23 protein-coding genes are annotated in these 22,884 nt (G+C 36.4%); all 23 read left to right on the plus strand.

Annotated elements, in window-relative coordinates; translation table 11 throughout:
- The first annotated feature begins 4 nt into the window (after positions 1–4).
- Complete coding sequence (locus tag H9L01_RS03355) at positions 5–2,299, plus strand: transglutaminase-like domain-containing protein (RefSeq protein WP_187534620.1); 2,295 nt, start codon at positions 5–7, stop codon at positions 2,297–2,299.
- Between the two features lie 123 nt (positions 2,300–2,422).
- Positions 2,423–2,623 carry a DUF1146 domain-containing protein gene (locus tag H9L01_RS03360; protein WP_187534621.1) on the plus strand — a complete coding sequence of 67 codons (201 nt, stop codon included), beginning with the start codon at positions 2,423–2,425 and terminating at the stop codon, positions 2,621–2,623.
- A gap of 24 nt (positions 2,624–2,647) precedes the next feature.
- A complete protein-coding gene (gene mreB, locus H9L01_RS03365) occupies positions 2,648–3,646 on the plus strand; it encodes a rod shape-determining protein (protein WP_187534622.1) in 999 nt (332 codons plus the stop codon).
- Positions 3,647–3,739: 93 nt separating this feature from the next.
- Positions 3,740–4,303, plus strand: coding sequence for a hypothetical protein (locus H9L01_RS03370; RefSeq protein ID WP_246449154.1), 564 nt, complete (start codon positions 3,740–3,742; stop codon positions 4,301–4,303).
- Between the two features lie 18 nt (positions 4,304–4,321).
- Entirely contained in the window at positions 4,322–5,524 is a 1,203-nt protein-coding gene (gene tilS / locus H9L01_RS03375) for a tRNA lysidine(34) synthetase TilS (RefSeq protein WP_187534623.1), read from the plus strand.
- A 26-nt stretch (positions 5,525–5,550) separates the two neighbouring features.
- Entirely contained in the window at positions 5,551–6,090 is a 540-nt protein-coding gene (gene hpt, locus H9L01_RS03380) for a hypoxanthine phosphoribosyltransferase (RefSeq protein WP_187534997.1), read from the plus strand.
- Between the two features lie 13 nt (positions 6,091–6,103).
- A complete protein-coding gene (ftsH, locus tag H9L01_RS03385; protein WP_187534624.1) occupies positions 6,104–7,978 on the plus strand; it encodes an ATP-dependent zinc metalloprotease FtsH in 1,875 nt (624 codons plus the stop codon).
- 54 nt (positions 7,979–8,032) lie between these two features.
- Positions 8,033–8,908: an Hsp33 family molecular chaperone HslO gene (gene hslO / locus H9L01_RS03390; protein WP_187534625.1), complete on the plus strand. Its 876-nt coding sequence runs from the start codon at positions 8,033–8,035 to the stop codon at positions 8,906–8,908.
- Positions 8,909–9,037: 129 nt separating this feature from the next.
- Positions 9,038–10,531: a lysine--tRNA ligase gene (gene lysS, locus H9L01_RS03395; protein WP_187534626.1), complete on the plus strand. Its 1,494-nt coding sequence runs from the start codon at positions 9,038–9,040 to the stop codon at positions 10,529–10,531.
- A gap of 203 nt (positions 10,532–10,734) precedes the next feature.
- Entirely contained in the window at positions 10,735–11,370 is a 636-nt protein-coding gene (locus H9L01_RS03400) for an IspD/TarI family cytidylyltransferase (RefSeq protein ID WP_187534627.1), read from the plus strand.
- A gap of 135 nt (positions 11,371–11,505) precedes the next feature.
- On the plus strand, positions 11,506–11,799 hold the full coding sequence (rpsF, locus tag H9L01_RS03405; protein WP_187534628.1) for a 30S ribosomal protein S6: 294 nt from the start codon (positions 11,506–11,508) through the stop codon (positions 11,797–11,799).
- 13 nt (positions 11,800–11,812) lie between these two features.
- Positions 11,813–12,250, plus strand: coding sequence for a single-stranded DNA-binding protein (ssb, locus tag H9L01_RS03410; RefSeq protein WP_187534629.1), 438 nt, complete (start codon positions 11,813–11,815; stop codon positions 12,248–12,250).
- An 18-nt stretch (positions 12,251–12,268) separates the two neighbouring features.
- Positions 12,269–12,502 carry a 30S ribosomal protein S18 gene (gene rpsR / locus H9L01_RS03415; RefSeq protein WP_187534630.1) on the plus strand — a complete coding sequence of 78 codons (234 nt, stop codon included), beginning with the start codon at positions 12,269–12,271 and terminating at the stop codon, positions 12,500–12,502.
- Positions 12,503–12,559: 57 nt separating this feature from the next.
- Positions 12,560–13,111 carry a DUF2232 domain-containing protein gene (locus H9L01_RS03420; protein WP_187534631.1) on the plus strand — a complete coding sequence of 184 codons (552 nt, stop codon included), beginning with the start codon at positions 12,560–12,562 and terminating at the stop codon, positions 13,109–13,111.
- Between the two features lie 66 nt (positions 13,112–13,177).
- A complete protein-coding gene (locus H9L01_RS03425; RefSeq protein ID WP_187534632.1) occupies positions 13,178–15,133 on the plus strand; it encodes a GGDEF domain-containing protein in 1,956 nt (651 codons plus the stop codon).
- A gap of 1 nt (position 15,134) precedes the next feature.
- Complete coding sequence (rplI, locus tag H9L01_RS03430) at positions 15,135–15,584, plus strand: 50S ribosomal protein L9 (RefSeq protein ID WP_187534633.1); 450 nt, start codon at positions 15,135–15,137, stop codon at positions 15,582–15,584.
- 8 nt (positions 15,585–15,592) lie between these two features.
- Entirely contained in the window at positions 15,593–16,957 is a 1,365-nt protein-coding gene (gene dnaB, locus H9L01_RS03435; RefSeq protein ID WP_187534634.1) for a replicative DNA helicase, read from the plus strand.
- Between the two features lie 9 nt (positions 16,958–16,966).
- Positions 16,967–18,481: a M23 family metallopeptidase gene (locus H9L01_RS03440; RefSeq protein ID WP_187534635.1), complete on the plus strand. Its 1,515-nt coding sequence runs from the start codon at positions 16,967–16,969 to the stop codon at positions 18,479–18,481.
- On the plus strand, positions 18,482–19,204 hold the full coding sequence (locus H9L01_RS03445; protein WP_187534636.1) for an MBL fold metallo-hydrolase: 723 nt from the start codon (positions 18,482–18,484) through the stop codon (positions 19,202–19,204).
- 1 nt (position 19,205) lies between these two features.
- Positions 19,206–20,309, plus strand: a complete 1,104-nt coding sequence (locus H9L01_RS03450) for a S1C family serine protease (RefSeq protein WP_187534637.1) — start codon at positions 19,206–19,208, stop codon at positions 20,307–20,309.
- Positions 20,306–20,767, plus strand: a complete 462-nt coding sequence (gene rlmH, locus H9L01_RS03455; RefSeq protein WP_187534638.1) for a 23S rRNA (pseudouridine(1915)-N(3))-methyltransferase RlmH — start codon at positions 20,306–20,308, stop codon at positions 20,765–20,767. The genes H9L01_RS03450 and rlmH overlap by 4 nt, the downstream gene beginning before the upstream one ends.
- 97 nt (positions 20,768–20,864) lie before the next feature.
- Positions 20,865–21,131, plus strand: a complete 267-nt coding sequence (locus H9L01_RS03460; RefSeq protein ID WP_187534639.1) for a phosphocarrier protein HPr — start codon at positions 20,865–20,867, stop codon at positions 21,129–21,131.
- A gap of 64 nt (positions 21,132–21,195) precedes the next feature.
- Positions 21,196–22,860, plus strand: coding sequence for a phospho-sugar mutase (locus H9L01_RS03465; RefSeq protein ID WP_187534640.1), 1,665 nt, complete (start codon positions 21,196–21,198; stop codon positions 22,858–22,860).
- The last annotated feature ends 24 nt before the right edge of the window (positions 22,861–22,884 follow it).

The raw sequence follows: 22,884 nt of genomic DNA on the forward strand, positions 1-22,884 counted from the left end.
TATTATGAACAAAGAAATAGAATCAATCATTAATAGAGATTATGAGTTACGAAAGAATCTTTATGAGCACATTGATATAAAAAAATACGATGGTGAAAGAAGTTTATATGCTAAATATGTTCTTGCGTATCTTTCAGAAGCAGATGTTCAAATTACTCAAATAGAACTGGATGATTTTGTAGAGAACACGTATGCAGTTAAAGATGCTTACCATCAAAATATACCGGATCAAATATTTTATGACTATGTATTACAACCCAAAGTTAATAATGAAAGACTTGATGCATGTCGACAATATTTTAGAGGACTCACTGAAGGAATGCTTGGCGATGATTTGAAAGAAACTATTTTTGCGCTTAATTATTGGATGATAGGTATCGTTCAGTACCGAAGTACAGATGCTCGTACACAGTATGCGTCACTGACTTATAAAAATGGTACCGGACGTTGTGGCGAAAAATCCACATTTCTAGTCCAAGTTTTGAGAGCGAACGGAATACCTGCACGTCAAATATATGCACCATGGTGGACACATAGTGATGACCGTCATGCATGGGTGGAGGTTTATATCAATGGTGAGTGGCATTATCTTGGTGCAGGCGATGCAGAAGAAAACTTTGATACTGCGTGGTTTACACTTGCAGCATCAAGAGCACTCGTTGTGCAATCAAACCAATTCTCTAGCTTACCAACCCCTGAACCAGTTTTAGAAGACCATGGAATTTATAAGAAAATCAGCGTGATACAAAGATATAATCGTACTCATGAGGTAGAGGTGGAAATTGATGTAGAACCAATTAAAGCGGTGAGTGTTTGTGTGGTCAATTATGGAAACTTAAAGAAAGTGGTAACTCAACCCGTACTTAATGGAAAAGCTGTATTTACATTGGGTGGTGGTGATGCATTTGTATATGCTCAAGTAGGGGAAAAACACTATTTAGAACCTATTAGTGAGAGCACTCGAAGTGTTGTTTTGAATAACAATTCTTTAATCGAAGATGAAAATGTTGACCTAGTTCAAAAGGCACAGGACCTTCATTTGAAACCTAAGTCGAGCACAGAAGTTGAAGCACAGCGAAAAGTTCAACGTAAAAACGAGGGTTTGAAGCGTTATCGTGAAAGAATTGCGACACTTGATGAACAACGAACTAAAGTGGAGCCACAAAACATTCAAGAACTTAGAGCAAGAATTGGGGATGTTCGAACCGAAGAAGTACTCAGTTTGCTTTCGGAAAAAGATCAGTATGATTTTGATGCAAATATGTTGGCTGAACACTGCGATATCGTAGAAAAATATAGAGGAAAATACCCAATTCAAATTTTTAGAGAGAGCATCCTCAATCCGCGTGTCGCGTATGAAAACATTGTTGCCTACGCCAAAGTATTTGAATCTTATTGCGAAGACAATCCTCTAGAAATATATAAGAGTGTTATGAATGGTGTGAGCGAAAAATCCGAATATTTTGTTGAAGATACGATTATGCCTTTTACAGAAGTGATTCGTAACAATGTTGGTACTTATTTTGATAAACAACTCACCATAGTTGCAATATGTCGTAGCAAAGGGATTCCCGCACGCTTTAATGACGTTAACAATGTTGTGGAAATATATACCGATGGCAACTATCTTAATATTGAAAGAAAACCGGAGTTTAATGTTAAGCTTACGGAAGAAATGGCTAAATACACTGTCAGTTTGACACCAAGCAATCCATTTCAAGATACAGGAGATTTCATTTTACAAAATAATTCTAAAAAAGTTGAAGGACGCTACTTAGCGATTGCTTCAAATAGACTTCCAAATGGGACAATTATCGCAACAGCAGTCATGAAAAATATCGTGGATGATTGCGACTTAGATATCGATGTAAAACATGTGTCTATTGAAGATTTATTAGAAAATATTGATATCAGTGACTTAATGAAATCTTTAGATATCGATCTTCCAAAAGGTTTTCTTGTGATTGGTAATCCAGATGAGGAACCGACACAACATGTTATTAATGAACTTATTACCAAAAAAGAAACAATCAAGAATTCGGGTTCTAAGATTATCTTTTTGAATGGTGGAGAAACGAATCATCCGATGTTGAAATTACTCTCAGATTCCTTTGATAATGTGTTATTTGTTGATACCTGGCGTAAGGATATCGAGGAAATGATGGTTCGAAGACACTTTAGAGAACCGAAGGTGTATCCGTTTGTGGCTATTGTTAAGAATGGGAAGACATTACTAAGTAGTTGTGGATATCAAGTCGGATTTGTGGACAATGAAAATCTTGATGAAATCTTAAAATAGAGAGAAGCCTCTCTATTTTTATTAGGAATAAGCGAAATAAGTGTTAATATGTGATGCAATGAAACATTAATATTATCGTGGAAATCGACAATTATTTTTGATATAGTAATATAGGTGATAATAATGATTGACATCATGAGGATAGTAATCTATTTAGTATGCTTTTTATTAGCAGGTTATGCATTGAGTGGCATTGATTTTGAAAAGATTATGAAACGCGGTCATACGATTCATATTCAAATTCTTTATCTCTTGTTATCAATGGGAATTGGATACCTTGTGGCACAATTCATTTTAGGATTATCGTTGAATTATATCATGTAGAAAATTGAAATTGGAGGAATAAATATGTTTTCAAAAGCAGTCGGTATTGACTTAGGGACGGCCAATATTCTTATTTATGTACGTGGAGAAGGTGTTGTTCTTGACGAACCATCAGTAGTATCCATTGATGCAGAAACAAAGAAATGTTTAGCAGTTGGACAAGAAGCGAAAGAAATGTTAGGAAGAACACCAGTGAGGGTTTCAGCAATTAGACCTTTACGTGATGGTGTTATTGCAGATTTTGAAGTTACAGAAATGATGCTTCAATATTTTATGCGTAAATTAAAATTAAAAGGTGCATTCTCGAGACCTACAATATTAATCTGTTGTCCATCGAATATCACATCTGTTGAACGCAAGGCTATCAGTGATGCTGCATACCGTGCTGGAGCAAAACGTGTTTATATCGAAGAAGAACCTAAAGTAGCTGCAGTTGGTGCAAACTTGGATATTTCCAAGCCTACAGGTTCAATGGTTCTTGATATAGGTGGTGGTACTACTGACGTTGCAATCCTTTCATTAGGAGAAATCGTAACAAGTACTTCCCTTAAAGTAGCGGGAGACCGTTTAGATCAAGATATCATTAAATATGTCAAAGAAACTTACAAACTATTAATTGGTGATCGTACAGCTGAAGCAATCAAAACAAATATTGGTACAGCAACAGTTGAAGGAATCGCTGACATGGAAGTTACTTCTTACTCAGTAAGTGGTCGTGACCTTGTTACAGGACTTCCTAACACAATTACATTAAAGGCAGAAGAAACAGCTCATGCAATGCATGAAAGTCTTCAAGATGTTGTTCGTGCATGTCGTACAGTGCTTGAACAAACACCTCCTGAGTTATCAGCTGATATTGTGACTCGTGGAATTGTCTTAACAGGTGGTGGAGCATTACTTCACGGTCTTGATTCATTAATTTCTAATGAATTAAGCATTCCTGTATATGTTGCGGAAAATGCATTGACATGTGTTGCTGAAGGTACAGGAATCATGTTGGAAAACTTAGAACTTATTGGATAATAAAATGAAACTCAAGAACCGCTAATGCGACTTCTTGAGTTTTTATTAGGAATTTATGCTTCTGACATGTAATTAATGTTGGGGGTGTAAAGAATGGGTTATCGTGTTGAAGAAAAATGGTTGTCCGAATATGATCAAGATAAGCATTGTGATCTTTTAGAATCTTATTTTGACGACTACAAGAAATATCTATTGTCTTTGTCGAAAGGGCAACAACGGAAAGAATGTGTCAGTGGCTACAATCGGATGAAGCGAGTGAAATATTGGTCGTGTGATGCTCTGAATATCTCTGTTGAAGTTGGTGATATCTGTTTTATTGAGTATGGTCAAGTGTTTATTAACGAAGCAGGTTATCAACATTTTGGACTTGTCGTTTCTCAGTTTAATCACAAGTTGCTTGTTGTGCCAATGACGTCTAATGATGAGGCAGTGAGACAGGCTAGAAATGTTATTGATGAAGGCAAAGAACATTTGTATTATATTGGTAAAGTAGAAGGTTTAAATAAACCATCGGTGCTATTTTTAAATGATTGTAAATTTATAAACTCATGCCGAATCATTTCGGTTAATGGACATATCTCACCACGATCGAGAATGTTTAAAGAAATTTGCCAATGTTTAAAAGAGGGAATATCTTCGGGAGCTGTGGTAAAATAATTGCAAGGTGACTTAAGTATGGATAACGAAATTTGGATTGTAGGAGTTTCTGGCGGGCCAGACTCAATGGCTCTTTTGGATATATACTCTAAACAAGGAAAAAAATGTATCGCAGCACATGTTAATTATCATCAAAGAGAAACAAGTCAAAGAGATGAAGACATTGTTGTTGCATACTGCAAAAAACATAAGATTGAGGTTTGTGTAAAAAACTTTGAGCAAGAAGTATTGGGAGAAAATTTCCAAGCTCTTGCTCGAAATTTTCGTTATGATTTTTTTGAAGAGTTAGTGGTGCAATATGGTGCACGAGGTGTTGCCATCGCGCATCACCTTGATGATGACCTGGAGACCTATATTTTTCAAAAGCAAAGAGGTATATCAAGTGATACAAAAGGAATTGCAAACCAAACTATCATTAAAAATATTTTAGTTGTTCGACCCTTACTCGGCTACACAAAGCAAGAGCTCATTGATTACTGTCATGATAATAATATTACATACGGAATCGACGAGAGTAATGCAAGCTTAAAGTATGCGCGTAATAAAATAAGACATGAACTGACATATTTGGATCCGATTGAAAAAGAAATTTTAATAAAGTCCATGCGTCAAGATAAAAAAGACTTCACAAATTATCAGCGTCAAGTCATGGAAGCCACTAACGAAATGGAGTTGGTGAATTCGTTAGTGGATTATAGAAAACACGGTCCACGTCTTAGAAAAGATGTTCTAAGAAAATGGATGTCAAACAATGGCATTGAAACTCACAAAATATCTGCGCGGTTCATTGATCAGATTGATAGTGCAATCTTAAATGAAAAAGCGTGGTTTGAGTTTGGGAACCTCATTTTGAGTTGTAGCTATGGAGAGTTGGCTATAGTAAAAAGAAATGTCGTAGATGATACCTATAATTCTCTAGAGTATGTCAAAAAAGAGAATTATGAATTAAAAAAAGAAGGGCGAAAAATAGAAGGTGTATTTCTAACTGAATCCGATTTTCCAATCATCGTGAGAAATGTTAGAGACGGTGACCAAATAGAAATGAGATTTGGTAAAAAATCGCTGAATCGCTTCTTCATAGATCGAAAAATTCCGCGTCATAAACGGATAAATTGGCTTGTGATAGAAAATCAAAAAGGTAATGTTGTGTTTGTTGTGGGATTAGGGTGTGATACACATCATTACTCTAACAATCTGAATTTATTTATGATAGAATTATAGGTATCGCAGGAGGACTATTTTTGAGTATGCACGCAGATATTAAAGAAATATTGATTTCAGAAGCTGAGATCGTCGAAAAAAGTAAGGAACTCGGTAAAACATTAACCGAATATTACAAAGATGTAGAAGGACCTATCGTTTTGGTTGCACTACTTAAAGGGTCGGTACCATTCCTTGCAGAATTAATTAAACATATGGATTTAGATATTGAATATGATTTTATGGATGTATCAAGCTATGCAGGTACTGAAACGTCTCGCGATATCAAGATATTAAAAGATTTAGATCGTTCAATTAAAGGCACAAATATCCTACTTGTAGAAGATATTGTGGATACAGGGCACACAATCCAAGCAATTATTAAGTTACTCGGAAACAAGGGTGCAAGTGATGTGAAGGTAGTTTCTCTATTGGATAAACCATCACGTCGCGAAGTTGAGGTTTACGCTGACTTTATAGGATTTGAAATTCCGAATGAATTTGTAGTAGGATTCGGGTTGGATTTTAATGAACGTTATCGTCACTTGCCTTATATTGGAATTTTGAAAGATGAACTATATCAGTAAGGAGTGATTTCGATTGAAAAACAAGAACAGCAAAAAAAATAGTTTAATTCTAACCGTTTTAACACTGTTAATGGCAATTACACTGCTTCAATTATTTACGAATCAACCAAATAACAAATTAACAGTAAATCAGTATAACGAATTAATTGAAACTGAAACAATAACCGAAGCGAAAGTTACTGCAAAAAGTGCAGTGATTGAAGTTGAGGGAACATACGAAAAAGATGGACGTAAAAAAGGATTCTCTGTTCGTATGCCAAAATCAGAACAAATTTTGGATGAAACAATTACTAAGTTGAATGAAAAAAATGTTCCTTACGAAACGATTGACCCAAACTATGTTAATCCAATCGTCGAAGGACTTATGGTTATCGTTCCCTATGCACTTTTAGGTGGACTCATGTTCTTCCTATTTTCTAAAATGGGTGGAGGCGGAACGAATAAAGCCTTTGAGTTCAGTAAATCACGTGCTAAGATCCAAGGCGATATTAAAGTTCGCTTTAAGGACGTAGCGGGAGCGGATGAGGAAAAAGAAGAAATGACTGAATTAATTGATTATCTTCGTCATCCTAAAAAATATGAAGAAATGGGAGCTCGTATTCCTAAGGGAATGTTACTAGTTGGGCCTCCAGGAACGGGTAAAACACTACTTGCAAAAGCAGCAGCTGGTGAAGCTGATGTACCATTCTATGCAATTTCCGGTTCGGACTTCGTGGAAATGTTTGTAGGGGTTGGAGCGAGCCGTGTGCGTGACATGTTTAAAGAAGCGAAAGCAACTGCGCCTTGTGTTATTTTCATTGATGAAATTGATGCGGTAGGTCGTCAACGTGGAGCGGGACTTGGTGGTGGTCACGATGAACGTGAACAAACTCTTAACCAAATGCTTGTTGAAATGGATGGTATTCAAGAAAACTCAGGAGTTGTTGTTCTAGCGGCAACGAACCGTGCTGACGTACTTGACCCAGCATTACTTAGACCAGGTCGTTTCGACCGTACGATTACTGTCGGATTACCTGATATTAAAGGTAGAACAGCAATTTTAGGAGTTCATGCTCGTAATAAACATATTGCGCCAGATGTTGAACTTGAAAATATTGCCCGTCGTACACCAGGATTCTCGGGTGCTGACTTAGAAAACGTCTTGAACGAAGCTGCTATTCTAGCGGTTCGCGAAAAGAAAGATTCAATCAATATGGACCTTCTAGATGAAGCAATCGACCGTGTAATGATGGGACCTGCTAAGAAATCTAAGAAGTATACAGAAAAAGAACGTCACATGGTTGCGGTTCACGAAACTGGACATGCTATTGTCGGTATTCGTCTTGCAGCTGCAGATAAAGTACAAAAAGTTACAATCATCCCACGTGGTGAAGCGGGTGGATATAACTTGATGACACCTGAAGTTGAAACATTTACACAAAGTGAAACAGATCTTAAAGCACGTATTACTGGTTTACTAGGTGGTCGTGTCGCTGAAGAAGTTTACTTTAATGAAATTTCAACGGGTGCTTCAAATGATATTCAAAGAGCAACTAAGATTGCACGTGCTATGGTTACTACATTTGGAATGAGTAACTTAGGTCCAATTCAATATGATGTCGGATCTGACAATGTATTCTTAGGTCGTGATTATTCATCGGGTCAAAATTACTCTGGTGAAATTGCATACGAAATTGATAAAGAGGTTCGTCGAATTATTGATGAAGCGAAAGAAGAAGCGCTTCGCATCGTTGAACAAAATAGAGAACTTATGGATAAGATTGTGGATGCTCTACTTGAGTATGAAACAATTACTGCCGAACAAATTAATAATATCGTTGAAGGCAGAGACGCAAACGATTTTGGTGTTGACACAGTCACAACTGAATCAGAAAGTACTGAAGCTTAATTTCAAAGCCCCAACAATGTTGGGGCTTTAGTTAAATATTGAAGGAGAATATATATGAGCGATAAAGTAGTTAGAGCACTTGCTCTTGGTGGCAATGTTCGCGTTATTGTAGCGAAAACAACGGATATGGTAACAAGAGCTCAAGAAATACATCAAACATATCCAACATCGTCAGCTGCATTAGGACGTGTTATGAGTGTTGCAACAATAATGGGTGCAACATTGAAAGATGAGCGAGAAAAAATGGTTGTTGAAATTAAAAGCGATGGCGATATTAAACATATTCTCGTAAATGCAGATAATAAAGGTTTTGTTAGAGGATTAATCGATAATCCAAATGTCTTAATGATTAAAAAAGATAGTCCTAAGCTGGATGTCGGTGGTGCTGTAGGAAATGGATACTTAAGAGTTACGCAACAGTATGATGATACAGCAACATTCAGTTCTCAAGTTGAATTACAAACGGGAGAAATTGGCGATGATTTCGCATATTACTATGTTCAATCAGAACAGATTCCTACGGCATTGTCTGTCGGAGTTCTTGTGAATGAAGATTTAACGATTAAATCGGCTGGAGCAATTTTAATTCAATTGTTACCATCAGCAACAGATGTGGAACTTTCAATGGTTGAAAATGTTGTAAATAACTTAAAACCTGTTTCTGAATTGATGATAGACTATGAAGCAAAAGATCTTTGTGAGGCACTCTTTGATGATGTGGAAATTTTAGGTGAAACGGATGTCGCTTACTTCTGTGGCTGCAATCGAACACAAATGAAGGATGTTTTAGAAACATTAAATGCTGATGATTTAAATGATCTAATCAATAACGATCACGGTGCTACACTTGAGTGTCACTACTGTCATACTAAATACACATTTAAGGAAGATGAGTTGAAAGAATTGTTGGAAGAACGTTCTAAAAATTAGTCTTAATAAGATTCTTTGAAAGAAATATCATTCAAAGATTTAAAATGTGTTAGAATTAATGGGTATATTAAGGCAAGTGCGCTTTAGGGAAAGTACTTGCAAATTATAAAAGCGAGGTAGGTTAAGAATATGAGTCACGAACTAACAGAACAAGAAATTGTTCGTAGAGAGAAAATGGAGGCACTTCGCGAAAAAGGAATCAATCCTTATGCGAGTGGATTTAAACCTCAAGCACATGCAGATGAACTAGCAACTACATATGCTGAGAATAGTAAAGAAGAACTAGAAGGGCTTGCTGTCGAAACTTCGGTTGCAGGTCGTGTGATGACAAAACGTGTTATGGGGAAAGCGGGTTTTGTTCACTTACAAGATAAGACAGGTCAAATCCAAGTGTATATCCGTAAGGATACAGTTGGTGATGAACAATTTGAATATTTCAAAGATTTAGATCTTGGAGATATTATTGGTGTTGAAGGACTTGTGTTCCGAACAAATCATGGAGAGCTTTCAGTTAAAGCTACGAATCTTGTTCATTTAACTAAAGCGTTAAGACCGCTTCCTGATAAATTCCACGGACTGCAAGATGTTGAAGAACGTTACCGTCGTCGATATTTAGACTTAATCATGAATGAGGAATCAAGAAACACAGCATTCATGCGTCCAAAAATCATGCGTGCAATTCGTGACTTCTTTGATGACAGAGGATTGGTAGAAGTTGAAACTCCTGTATTAACATCAATTCTATCCGGTGCTGCAGCACGTCCTTTTGTTACACATCATAATACTTTGGATATGGAATTCTACTTGCGAATCGCAACAGAATTACCATTGAAACGTCTCATTGTTGGTGGGATGGAAGGTGTTTATGAAATCGGTCGCTTATTCCGTAATGAAGGAATGAGCCCAAAACATAACCCTGAATTCACAACCATTGAAGCATATGTAGCTTATGCAGATATGAAGGATATGATGACTCTTACAGAAGATTTAGTTGGCTACCTAGCAGATAATGTATTAGGTACACGACAAATCGAATATCAAGGAACACCAATCTCCTTAGAGGCACCATTTAAACGTGTTCATATGGTGGATCTCATTAAAGAAGTTAAAGGTGTTGATTTCTGGAATGTTGCATCTGATGAAGAAGCAGTAGCGATTGCGAAAGAACATGGCGTTGAAGTTGCGAAGCATCAAATGTCATTAGGACATGTTGTGAATGAATTCTTTGAAACATTCTGTGAAGAAACGATTGTGCAACCAACATTCGTATATGGTCATCCAGTAGAAGTATCACCATTAGCTAAGAAAAATGAAGAAGATCCTCGATTTACAGATCGTTTTGAATTCTTTGTTGATGGTCGCGAATATGCTAATGCATTTAGTGAACTTAATGATCCAATTGATCAACGTGAACGTTTTGAATCACAACTTAAAGAACGTGATCTCGGAAACGATGAAGCAAATGAGATGGATATTGATTATGTTGAAGCGCTTGAATACGGTATGCCACCAACAGGTGGAATCGGAATTGGTCTTGATCGACTTATTATGTTGTTGACAGACAGTGCATCAATTCGTGATGTTCTCTTATTCCCACATATGAAGAAAAGAGTCGGAGAATAGTCCGTTTACTTTAATAAAATGCTCCGTAATATCGTATGATATTGCGGAGTTTGTTGTATTGCTCTGGATTGGTTTATTTGGATAATGATCAACAGTTGATAACATTATTTAAGAGACTTGAAACATGTTTGGGTATTTATTATTGAATTGGCTTTTAAGTTACATATGATTATGTTAGAATAACTGACAAGAAGAGGTGTATTATGAACTATTCAGTCTTAATTGTTGCGGCAGGAAAAAAAGCAAGCGAAGGAGCAAGTTATGAAAAAGCACTTGCATCGTTTAATGATAAGAAGAGCGTATTGGCGCAAACAATTTCCATATTTTTGAATGATGACGCTTGTAAGCAAGTTGTCATTGTAGCAAGCTCTGCGGATTTAAGAAAAGTTGTCCTTGCAAATGAAAGTGGAAAAATTGTTTACGTCAAAGGTGGTAAAACTCGTCAAGAGAGTGTACTCATTGGATTAACAGCAATATCTGAAGATGTTGTGTTGATTCATGATGGTGTCCGTCCTTGGGTAAAACAATCCCTAATTAATCGTATTCTTAGTCGTATGGAAACTGAGCAAGCATGTGTTTTGGCAATCCAACCTAAAGCATCAATTCGCACAGTAAAAGACGGTTACCTCGAGACAGTTGTGGAGAAAGAATCAATTGTAATGACACAAACACCTCAAGCATATAACACTTCACTCATTATAAATTGCTATCAAAAGGCAATTAAGCAAGGTTTGACCAATCTTGATGATGCTGAAATAGTTTCCCTTGTCTCTGATACTAAAATTGCGGTAGAAAAAGGCGATATTCGAAATACACGATTTATTCTAAAAAATAATTAGGGACTAAGTGAATGAGATCATAGTTTATAAAGATGTTATAGTTTACACTTTTGATTTCATTTGCTATAATGGTTCAGGATAAGAAATATAAATATCCTTGCCCTAAAGGGCCATAGACCAGAAGGAGGTGTACAGATGCGTAATTATGAATTAATGTACATCGTAAAACCAACATTGGACGAAGAAAGTCGCAAAGCTTTAATTGAAAAGCTACACGCTATCCTTACAGATAACGGTGCAACTATCGATAAAGTCGATGAATGGGGATTACGTGAGTTAGCATACGAAATTAATGACTTTAAAAAAGGTTATTATGTGGTAACTACATTTACATCAGATGAACAAGCTGTCAACGAATTCAATCGTTTAGCACGTATTAACCATGATGTTATTCGTCATATGATTGTTCGTTTAGACGAAATCAAATAAGGAGTGATGATTAATGATTAATCGCACTATATTAGTGGGTCGTTTGACTCGAGACCCAGAACTTCGTAAAACTAATACTGGAAAATCAGTTGCCTCATTTACGCTTGCATGCAATCGTAGATTTGGACAACAAGAACAAGCGGACTTTATCAATTGTGTTGCTTGGGAAAAAAGTGCTGAATTTCTTGCTAACTACTTATCAAAGGGTGCTTTAATAAGTGTTGAAGGACGAATTCAATCGAGATCATATGAAGATGCTACTGGCAAACGTGTTTATGTTCAAGAAGTTGTTGCGGAAACAATACAATCTCTAGAATCAAAAGCGCAAAGTCAAAGAACGCAGGCTTCACAAGATAGTTTTCAACCATCTTATCAAGCTGATCCAGAACCATCATTCTCTGTGGATGATGAACCAGTTCTTGACATAACCAGTGACGATCTTCCATTCTAAAAGAAAAGGAGTGCTAGTATGTCATACAAAAAATTCCGTGGTCCACGTCGTAAAGTATGTTATTTCACAAAAAATAATGTAAAAACGATTGACTACAAAGATGTGGAACTTTTAAAACGTTTCATCTCAGCAAATGGTAAAATTATTCCTAGACGTGTTACAGGTACTAAAGCTAAATACCAACGTCCATTAGCAACAGCTATTAAACGTGCACGCCAAATGGCATTGTTACCATACGTTTCAGATAATTAATTTTTAAAATATCCTCTCCTTGTGAGAGGATTTTACTTTTATAGGAAGGGTCTTAAAATGAAAAATACGCGAAGTATTACTTCGGGAGCCATGACAGTGGCATTAACTGGAATCATCTTGTTTTTAGATCGAATAACTGTGGGTTTGTTTATGTCGTTTTTAGGAATTCCATTGATGGTGTATGGATATTTCTTTACATTTAATGAGAGCATTATTGTTTATATAAGTATCGTATTGCTTTCGGTCATCGTGTCGGGAATGTTGCCGACGGTTGTGATGATGGCGGGGTATGGATTAGTAGGGTTATCTTTTATTTGGGCTAAGGAGAAAGGCTTAAGTACGAAGAAATTACTAACAGTTATGGGGATTGTACTGGGATTTGTGTATATAATAATGGTTTTATTTTTCGGGGAATATTTTGGTTTCTCAATTGGTGTCGCTACTGAAGCAGTGAGATCTTTTCTTGAAACCTTTGGAATTAATGCGACTTGGGGAGTCGACTTGGTTGCTTATTTACTTTTATTTGTAACCTATCTTATGGAGTTATTTGTGATTTATATGTGTGGGAATCTTATTATTAATATGCTTTCCAAACATAAGAAGTCATAAAGGATGAAAATAGAAACTCAGTTGATTTTATGGTAAAATTACAGTTGAAAACCATGGAGGCTTACTATGACTAAAAAGTTTGAAACTATGAAGACTCGATTAATGGCTTTAATATTTGTTGAACTCGTATTACTTGTTCTATTTCACTTCGCCTTCAACAAATATTTATACATTGTTCAATATATTCTAATACTAATAAATATTGCGGCTATTTGTATTATGTTCTACTACATTATTAAAACACATAAGAGCCGAGTTCTTGAAGTATCCCAGTTACTGGGAACTGAAGCAAGAGACGCATTTGATTATGGTAAAATCGGAATTATTACATTAGATAGTGATAATACAATCAGTTGGATGAGTGAGATTTTTGATGAATTAGGAATTGAGGGCATTGGTGAAAAACTCGTGGATGTCTTTCCAAGTTCTGAAGGTGTTTTGGATGGTAATAAAGATTTCGCAACCGTGACCATTAAGGGTAATAATTATGAAATCACATCAATGGGACACAAGCAAATTATGTTTGTTAAGGATATTACTGAACTTACTGAACTTGAAAGAGTAAACCGATTAAATTCAGTTGTACTTGGAATTGCTAATCTGGATAACTATGAAGAGACGACGCAATATGAGGAAGAACAGCAAACAGCATTAATTGATTCGAATATTCGACAAGCTGTTGTTCGTTGGGCAGATAAACATAATATGTTTATTCGTCGTATTAGACCAGATCGTTATTTATTAGTAATGAATGAGGAGATTTACCAAAATATAGTCTCTGAACGATACTCAATATTACATGAAATTCGTAAACAATCTCGTGAGATGGATGTAAATATCACATTGTCATTAGCTTTTGCAAGACAGTCTACAAACCTTAAGGAACTAGAAGATATGTCTAACAAGGCTTTAGAGATGGCTCAGGCGCGTGGTGGAGACCAAGTGGCAATCAACACTAAGGGATCAGATATTACCTATTTTGGTGGTAGTTCTGAGGCTGTGGAGAAACGTTCGAAAGTTCGTGTTCGTGTTGTTGCGCAGGATTTAGGTAACCGAATAAAGCAAGCAGACAATGTAATCATTGTGGGTCATCGCATGACTGACTTTGACTGTTTTGCCTCAGCTCTAGGAGTGTCTTCAATAGTTGATGTTTATGGTAAAAAGGCTCATATCGTAATCAATCTGGAAGATACGGATTCTAACCTAGCAAGTGCCATTACTGAACACCGTGAAAGCTTTGAACCAAAACACAGTTTTATTGATAAAAATGAAGCAAAATCAATGATGGGTGATAATACACTCGTAATTATGGTGGATCACCATAGTCTTGAACAAACACAGACTCCAGAGTTGATTCATAAAGCAAAACGTATCATTGTAATCGATCACCATAGACGAACCGGTGAATTTAAGTTCAAGCCTGAACTTATCTATATTGAATCTTCAGCTTCTTCCGCAAGTGAATTGGTTGTTGAGTTGTTCCCATACCATCGTAAGAATGTTGTCATCTCAAAACAAGAAGCAACGTTTATGTATACGGGTATGATTATTGATACAAACAGATTTAGAAATAGATCGGGAAGCCGTACTTTCCAAGCTGCAGCAGAACTTAGAAAATTTGGTGCTGACTTGGCACAAGTTGAAAATATGCTTCGAGACGATTATGTAGACTTTGAAATGAGAAATAAAATTTTAAGTCGCTGTGAACTCTTTGAAGATCATTACGTTATCGCTGCATATAAAGATGAACCATTACCAAGAACCTTAATGTCGCAAGCTGCTGATGAAATATTATCGGTACGTGAAGTGGAAGCATCATTTGTGGTCGCTTCTGTAGATGATGATACAATTGCTATCTCATCAAGATCTAAAGGTGATCTTAATGTTCAGTTAGTTATGGAAAGATTGGGTGGTGGCGGTCACTTTACTGGAGCTGCTACAGTTATTAAAAACAAATCATTTAATGAAATTACAGAAATGCTAAAAGAAGCCATCGTTGATGTGCGAAAGGAAAGTGAATAATATGAAAGTTATCTTACTACAAAATGTTAAAAAAATTGGTAAAAAAGATGAAATTGTTGATGTTGCGGATGGATATGCACGTAACTTCTTGATTCCTAACAAACTTGCGGTTATGGCAAGTGATAAAAGTCGTGAAATTCTAGAAGATCAAAAAATTGAACGACAAGAAGAAGTTGCGCTTGAAATTGAAAAAGCAAAAGAAGTTGCGAAACAACTCGAAGGAATTACTCTTGAATTCTCAATTAAAGCTGGAAAAGATGGTCGTATCTTTGGATCTGTCTCAACCAAGCAAATCGAACAAGAATTAAAGAAAGAACATGATATTATCGTTGATAAACGTAAGTTTACACCATCAACTCCAATTTCTCATCTTGGAACTTCGCGAATTAAAGTCGTAATTTATGGTGAAGTTGTTGGTGAAATTAAAGTACACGTTAGTGCGAAGGAATAGGTGTCGTAATGCGAAAGTTGCCATATAGTCAAGATGCAGAAATGGCACTTTTAGGAACCTTGATGGTTTTCCCTGAAAGTGTTCATGCTGTTCAAGAATACAATCTACAAGTAGATGATTTTTATAATACGGAACATCAACGTATTTTTTCTCACATGCTCGAAATTATTGAAACAGGACGTATACTAGATGCAACAACGTTGATTTCGCGAATGAAGGATCATAATGAAATCGATTCAGTAGGCGGGATGGATTACCTATTCAGTCTAACTCAAAACTCTGCTGCCCCAGTGAGTCTCAAACACTACATTGAAGTTGTTCAAGAAAAGGCACAGATACGTCGTTTAATCGCAGTAGGACAAATGATTTCTGAAAAGGGGTTCGATACATCTACAAATTTAGATGCACTTCTCGACCTTGCGGAATCATCCGTCCTTGAAGTGACACGCGTGCGTAGAACTGAAGACATGCAAAAGAGTAAAGATGTTGTAGCGGAGTTCTTGGAAAATCTTCGCAGAATTCAAGAAAACAAAGACCGGATTACGGGTCTAAAAACAGGTTACAACAGTCTCAACTCGTTGATGAATGGATTACAACGTGGGGACTTAATAATCCTTGCTGCGAGACCATCTGTAGGGAAAACAGCGTTTGCGCTTAACTTAGGACTTAATGTAGCGCGTCATAATGATTCGGGTAAAGCCGGAGTCGCTATATTCTCACTTGAGATGCCTGCAACACATTTGATGAGTCGTATGATTGCTGCTCAATCGTCTGTAAAATCTGAGTTTCTTAAAACGGGATATTTGAATGATGATCAATCCAATCAGCTTCATATGGCTGCCGGTGTTTTATCTCAGACAAATATATTTATCGATGATAGTTCTACAGTTACCATTCCTGAAATATTCTCCAAGTGTCGGAAGTTGAAAGCTGAAGGAACATTAGACTTAATAATCATTGACTATATCCAACTTATTTCTGGACGCGGGAATACAGAAAGTCGTCAACAAGAAGTTTCGGAAATCTCACGTGGCCTTAAACAATTAGCCCGTGAAATGAATGTACCGGTTATTGCTCTATCGCAATTATCCCGTAATGTTGAAAAACGTGACGTAAAGATTCCACAGTTAAGTGACTTGCGTGAATCAGGGTCTATTGAGCAAGATGCCGATATTGTTATGTTTCTGTATCGTGAAGAATATTACAATCGAAACAATGAAGATAATGATGAACCCAAACCACAACAAAATGATGACGGAACTCAAGAGGTTCTCGTAAAAATTGCTAAGCATCGACAAGGTGCGTTAGCGGATGTATATATGAGATTTGATCCAACTATTAGTAAATTTTATGATGTTGCTAATGAAAGGTAGGTGTTTAAGATGAAGAAAAATTTAATCGTAATTTTAGCGGCTCTTGTAGTCAGTATTGGTTTAGGATTTGCATTGAAAAATGTCTCTGCTGCGCAAGAAGTTAAAACAATGTTTGAAATGACGGATGCTTCAATGGCATTGTTCCCGCAAAAAGTAATAAGTACAGGGAAGACGCCTCATGAGGTTACAAAACTTTATCGAGGAAAAGATCTTGTTGGTATTGTAAGTGATGAAAGTCGTCTGGATGCGCTTGTTGAAGAAGTGTATGAAAAAGAATATCAAGATGATTACCCCGGGTCGAAATTAGGGTTTAAAGATGATCTTTATCAAACAAACGAACTAACCTACAATGTATACGAAAATAAAGATGCTGAGATTTTTGACTATATCCACAAAGAAAATCTATTTGCAATTGAAACCAATCGTATTGAATTTAAAAACGGTGCTGTAATTTATGTAAAGAATATGGAAGACTTTAAGAAAGCTCAAGAAAGTTTTGTTAAGAACTTTATATCTGATAGTGCTTATGATGCTTTAAAAAATAACAAAGCAATTCCTGCTCTTGTCGACTATGGAACACGAGAAGTAGGGCTTGAAGTTAAAGAAGGTAATGAGATTGAAAGTTTGAAGATATCTAAAGGGCTTGCTTCGAAAGAAAAAATCTATCAAAGTGAAGCAGATATTCTTACATTCTTAAGTTACGGATTTGAACCAGAACTTAAAACATATGTTGTTGAAAAATATGAAAATCTTGATGGAGTTGGTTGGAAACACGGTATGACGGCTCAACAAATTGCGTCAATTAACCGTGATAAAATCAAATCTGTGGATCAAGCTATCTATGAAGGATTGGAACTTAACGTAAGTGAGTTCAATTCACCTTTTAATGTTGAGGTTGTAAAAGAGACGCTCACATCAGAAGTTGTATATCCAGATCAAACAATTTATCAAGAAGATCCGACTCTCACTGAAGGTAAGGAAGTTGTTGAAGTTGTTGAACAAAATGGTTCTAAGGATGTTGTTTATCAGGAAACGTTTGTAAACGGTAAAGCCGTAGCATCCAAAGATGTTTCGTCCAAAGTTATCATTGAACCTGTCCGTGGTGTCGTTCGATATGGTACTAAAGTTGAACCTAAAGTAGGTAGTGGTAAATTTAGATGGCCAATTAATGGTGGTGCTGTACTCTGTGGGTATGGATGCTATAGCGGCCATCAAGGTGTTGATTTCCATTATCCAGGTGGTGGTTATGGACCAATCTACTCAGTAGACCGAGGCGTAGTTGTAACAAATTCATACAACCCAGGCGGTTGGGGTAACTATATTGTTATTGACCATCAAAATGGATATCGATCACTTTACGCCCATATGATGACCCCAGGTTATTTCCAACCAGGACAAACAGTAGCAAAAGGTGATAATATCGGTACAATTGGGATGACTGGTCGAACTACTGCACCACATATTCATCTTGAAATATATTCGGGTGGTTCCAAGATTAACCCATGTACCGTGGTAGGTTGTTAAATGAAGTATACTATTTTAGCTAGTGGCTCGAAAGGAAATGCTTGTATTGTTGAATCGCAAGGAGTTAGACTCATGATTGATTGCGGGACAACTAAAAAGTATTTAACACAAAGATTTGCGGAAATTGACATGAACTTTAGTGATATTGATGCATTGTTAATTACCCATGATCATACTGACCATACCAGTCAGGTGAAGCATTTCCAAGAAAGCACATTATTCAGCCCGAGTATATTAAATTGGGAATATCAACACGTAATTCCCTACGAATCGTTCAAATTTGCACATTTTGACATCTTTCCCATAAAGACGTCACATGATGTTCAAGATTCTGTGGGATATATTATATGTGATGGTTACGAAACACTAGTGTATATTACCGATACCGGATACATTCGTGATTATGATTTGCAGTTTCTCAAGGGTGCTGATTACTACATTCTTGAGAGCAATCATGACCCAGAGCTTTTGATGCAAACGCGAAGACCTTATTCGATCAAACGTCGGATATTGTCAGATACTGGTCACTTGTCGAATGAAGAGGCAGGACTGGTATTGTCAAAAATTGTAGATGCAAATACAAAGGAGATTGTTCTTGCTCACATGAGTGAAGAAGCGAATGAAGTGGCGTTGGCGTTGTCGACAGTTCAAGAACTTGTTGATAATGAACACATAGATTTTAATGTAGCCAAACAGTTTGAACTTATGTTTGGAGGAAATTAAAATGAAAAGTGATCAAGGATTTAAAAGAACATTTCTAGGAATAATGGTAATGCTTCTGTTATGGAATGGCTTTCTAACATACCGCTTATGGGAAGTTAGTGAAAAGAAAGGTTCTCAATCATCGGATTCTGGTGATAAAGTGGTTGAAAAAGTCGTAACTGAGTTTGATACCAATGTCACAGATGTTGTAGACAAGTCGCAAAACAAAGTTGTGAGTGTAATTAATGAACAACAAGGTCAAGTTGCGGGTAGTGGATCTGGGGTTGTTTATAAAAATGAATCTGGAGTGGTGAAGATTATTACGAATCATCATGTTGTTGATAAAGGAACTAAATTCATTGTTCGTTTCGCAAATGGTGAAGAACATGAAGCTCAACTACTCGGCTCAGACCCTTACACAGACCTTGCTCTCTTAGAAATTAAAGCAGACTTAGATATTGAACCGTTTAAAATGGGAGATTCTTCCTTAACGAAAGTTGGGGAATTCTCGGTAGCGATTGGTAGTCCTGTAGGACTTGAATTTGCGAATTCAGTTACATTTGGTATTATTTCAGGAAAAGATCGTGTTGTTCCAGTAGATTTAAATGGTGATGGTGTTTCAGATTGGGATATGGTCGTGCTCCAAACGGATGCTGCTATCAATCCTGGTAATAGTGGTGGTGCTCTTGTTAATATGGCGGGAGAACTCATTGGTATTAATTCCATGAAACTGTCGTCAGCTCAGATTGAAGGAATGGGATTCTCGATTCCTATTAATGAAGTAATTCCAATTATTAATCAAATTGAAGAAAATGGAAAAGTAACATATCCGATTTTAGGTATCTCAGCAGTTTCGGTGCAAGATCTGAATCCTTTCCAAAGAAACTATTATCAAATACCACAATCAATTCAATCGGGTGTGTATATTGCTGAATTAACTCAAAATGGCCCAGCTAAAAAAGCAGGAATCAAAGAAGGTGATATTCTAACGGAATTTGATGGAGATACAATGTCCAGTTTCAAAGATTTTAGAAGAAAACTTTACGGTAAAAAGGTTGGCGATAAAGTTAATCTGAAATTGGCACGTGGTAGTGAAACATATGAAGTAGAGGTTGTCCTTGAATGATAAAAATAGTAGCTATTGGTAAAGTTAAAGAAAAGGCAATGAATGAACTCATTGCTGAATATCAAAAAAGGCTAAAGCCTATTTCCCAGGTAATGTTGATTGAACTGCCCAATAGCAAAAAGCAAGATTCAGATATTCAAGGCATAATAGAAGATGAAAGTGATCGAATACTGAGCAAAGTTAGTCCTCAAGATTACGTGATTCTTCTAGACTTGAAAGGTAAAGATTTAAGTTCAGAAAAAATGTCAGAGCATGTTATGGGAGTTCTTGATACAAGTAAACCCATCGCGTTTATTATCGGAGGCTCACATGGTGTGAGTGATGAAATAAGAAATAGAGCGAACTATCGTTGGAGAATTTCCAACCTAACTTTTCCCCACCAATTAGTTCGTCTCATGTTATATGAACAAATCTATAGAATATTTATGATTTCAAAGAATCACCCTTATCACAAATAATGTAAAGGCTTTTCATTTATTGAAAAGAATAAGGGCTAATCGTTGTAATATTGATTTAAATAGTATAGAATTGTAATGAAAAGTAGGAGGTTATACTATGAACGAAATTACAGTAACAGTTATTGATCCAGTTGGTCTACATGCACGTCCTGCAACAGTGGCAGTTAACGCAGCAAGCAAATTTAAAAGCGAAATTAAAATTAGCTATAAAGGTAAAGCTGTGAACATGAAATCCATCATGGGTGTTATGTCACTTGGTATCCCAACACAATCAGAAATCGTTATTTCTGCTGAAGGTGAAGATCAAGAAGAAGCAGTTAAGACAATCGAAGAAGTTCTAAGAGCTCAAAAAGTCGTTGCTTAATTTTATAATTGAATTAAAATAGAAGATGGTTATCTTCTATTTTTTTATATACAGGAGGCGAAACATGAATATTGAAAAATGGTTGGAATTATCTAAAGAATATCCATGGATTAAAGAGAGTTATGAGGCAATGAGCGAAAAGCAAATTGAAGATGCTTTCTATAAAGAATTGGAATTTGGAACTGCGGGGATGCGAGGCGTTTTAGGAATGGGGCCAAATAGAATGAATGATTTCACGGTAGCTCGTGCAAATTATGCATTTGGTCAATACCTTACAGAGACATTTAGTGATAAACCACTCAAGGTTGCGATTGCTTATGATAACCGTCATCAATCTCGAGAGTTTGCGGATGTCAGTGCAAGAGTGTTGTCAACATTTGGAATTGAATCGCATGTATTCCAAGATCCAAGACCTACTCCTGAATTATCATTTGCTGTACGAAGCCTGGGATGTGTGGGTGGTATCGTTATCACTGCTAGTCACAATCCCAAAGAATATAATGGTTATAAAATCTATGACGAAACAGGTTGCCAACTTGTAGATAATAAGGTGGCGAGAGTTATCGAAATTATTGGTGAGTTAGGTGATGTCACTGATATCGCCCTACCAGAAGGGGAACGCGATCTGATTCATAAAATTCCCTTTGATTTTGATACCTTATATATGGATGCAGTCAAATCATTGCAATTAAGAAAAGAATTAGACAAAAAAGTTAAGATTGTATTTAGTTCACAACACGGTACATCATACCCTATTGTTCCCAATATTTTAGAGGAATGCGGTTATGATGTGATTGTGGTGAAAGAACAAAGTAATTACGATCCTGACTTTACGAATACTAAAACCCCAAATCCCGAAGAACGAGCAAGTTATGAGTTGCCTATCAAATATGCTGAGAAGTATGATGCTGACTTAATTCTTGTTTGTGATCCCGACGCGGATAGAATGGGTATTGTCGTGAAACACCAAGGTCAGTATGTAAATCTGACCGGAAACCAAGGCGGTTCACTCTTACAAGATTATATTTACAGTTCCCTTATCGAGAAAAAGATGATGCCAGAACATCCTTATATGTTTAACACAGTTGTGACATCTAATCTCGGTGAATTGATTGCTAAAAAGTACAATGTTAATGTTGAAAAAACTTTAACGGGATTCAAGTATATTGGTGAAAAAATCGAGAATCTTAACAAGAGTAATAAAGGAACCTTCGTGTTCGGTTACGAAGAAAGCTACGGTTACTTAATTAAGGAATTCGTAAGAGATAAGGATGCACCACAGGCATGTATCATGGTTGCTGAAATGGCAAACTACTATCTTCACGAAAATAAAACTTTGGTTGATCGTTTGAATGAGCTCTATGATGAGTTTGGTTACTATCATGAAAATCAAGTAGCATTTACTTTGGCTGGAGCTGAAGGACTTGCAAAAATCCAAGAAACTCTCAGTTATTTCCGTGATAATGAAATTAATGAAATAGGTGGGCTCAAGGTAGTTGATAAAGAAGATTACCTTCTCTCGGTAAATTCAAAAGGCGATGTTCTTAATTTTCCAAAATCAAACGTTCTAAAATTCTTCTTAGAAGACGGTTCTTGGATTGCAATTCGACCATCAGGAACAGAACCAAAATGCAAGTTCTATTACTGTGTAGTGGATACCAGTCCGGAAAAATCATATGAGAAGTTTATACAGTTAAAGAATGCAATTGCTGCAATCACAAAATTATAGCCAGATACGTCTGGCTTTTTTTAT

Origin of the sequence: Erysipelothrix inopinata (genome assembly GCF_014396165.1) — a bacterium.
GTDB classification, from domain to species: domain Bacteria; phylum Bacillota_I; class Bacilli_A; order Erysipelotrichales; family Erysipelotrichaceae; genus Erysipelothrix; species Erysipelothrix inopinata.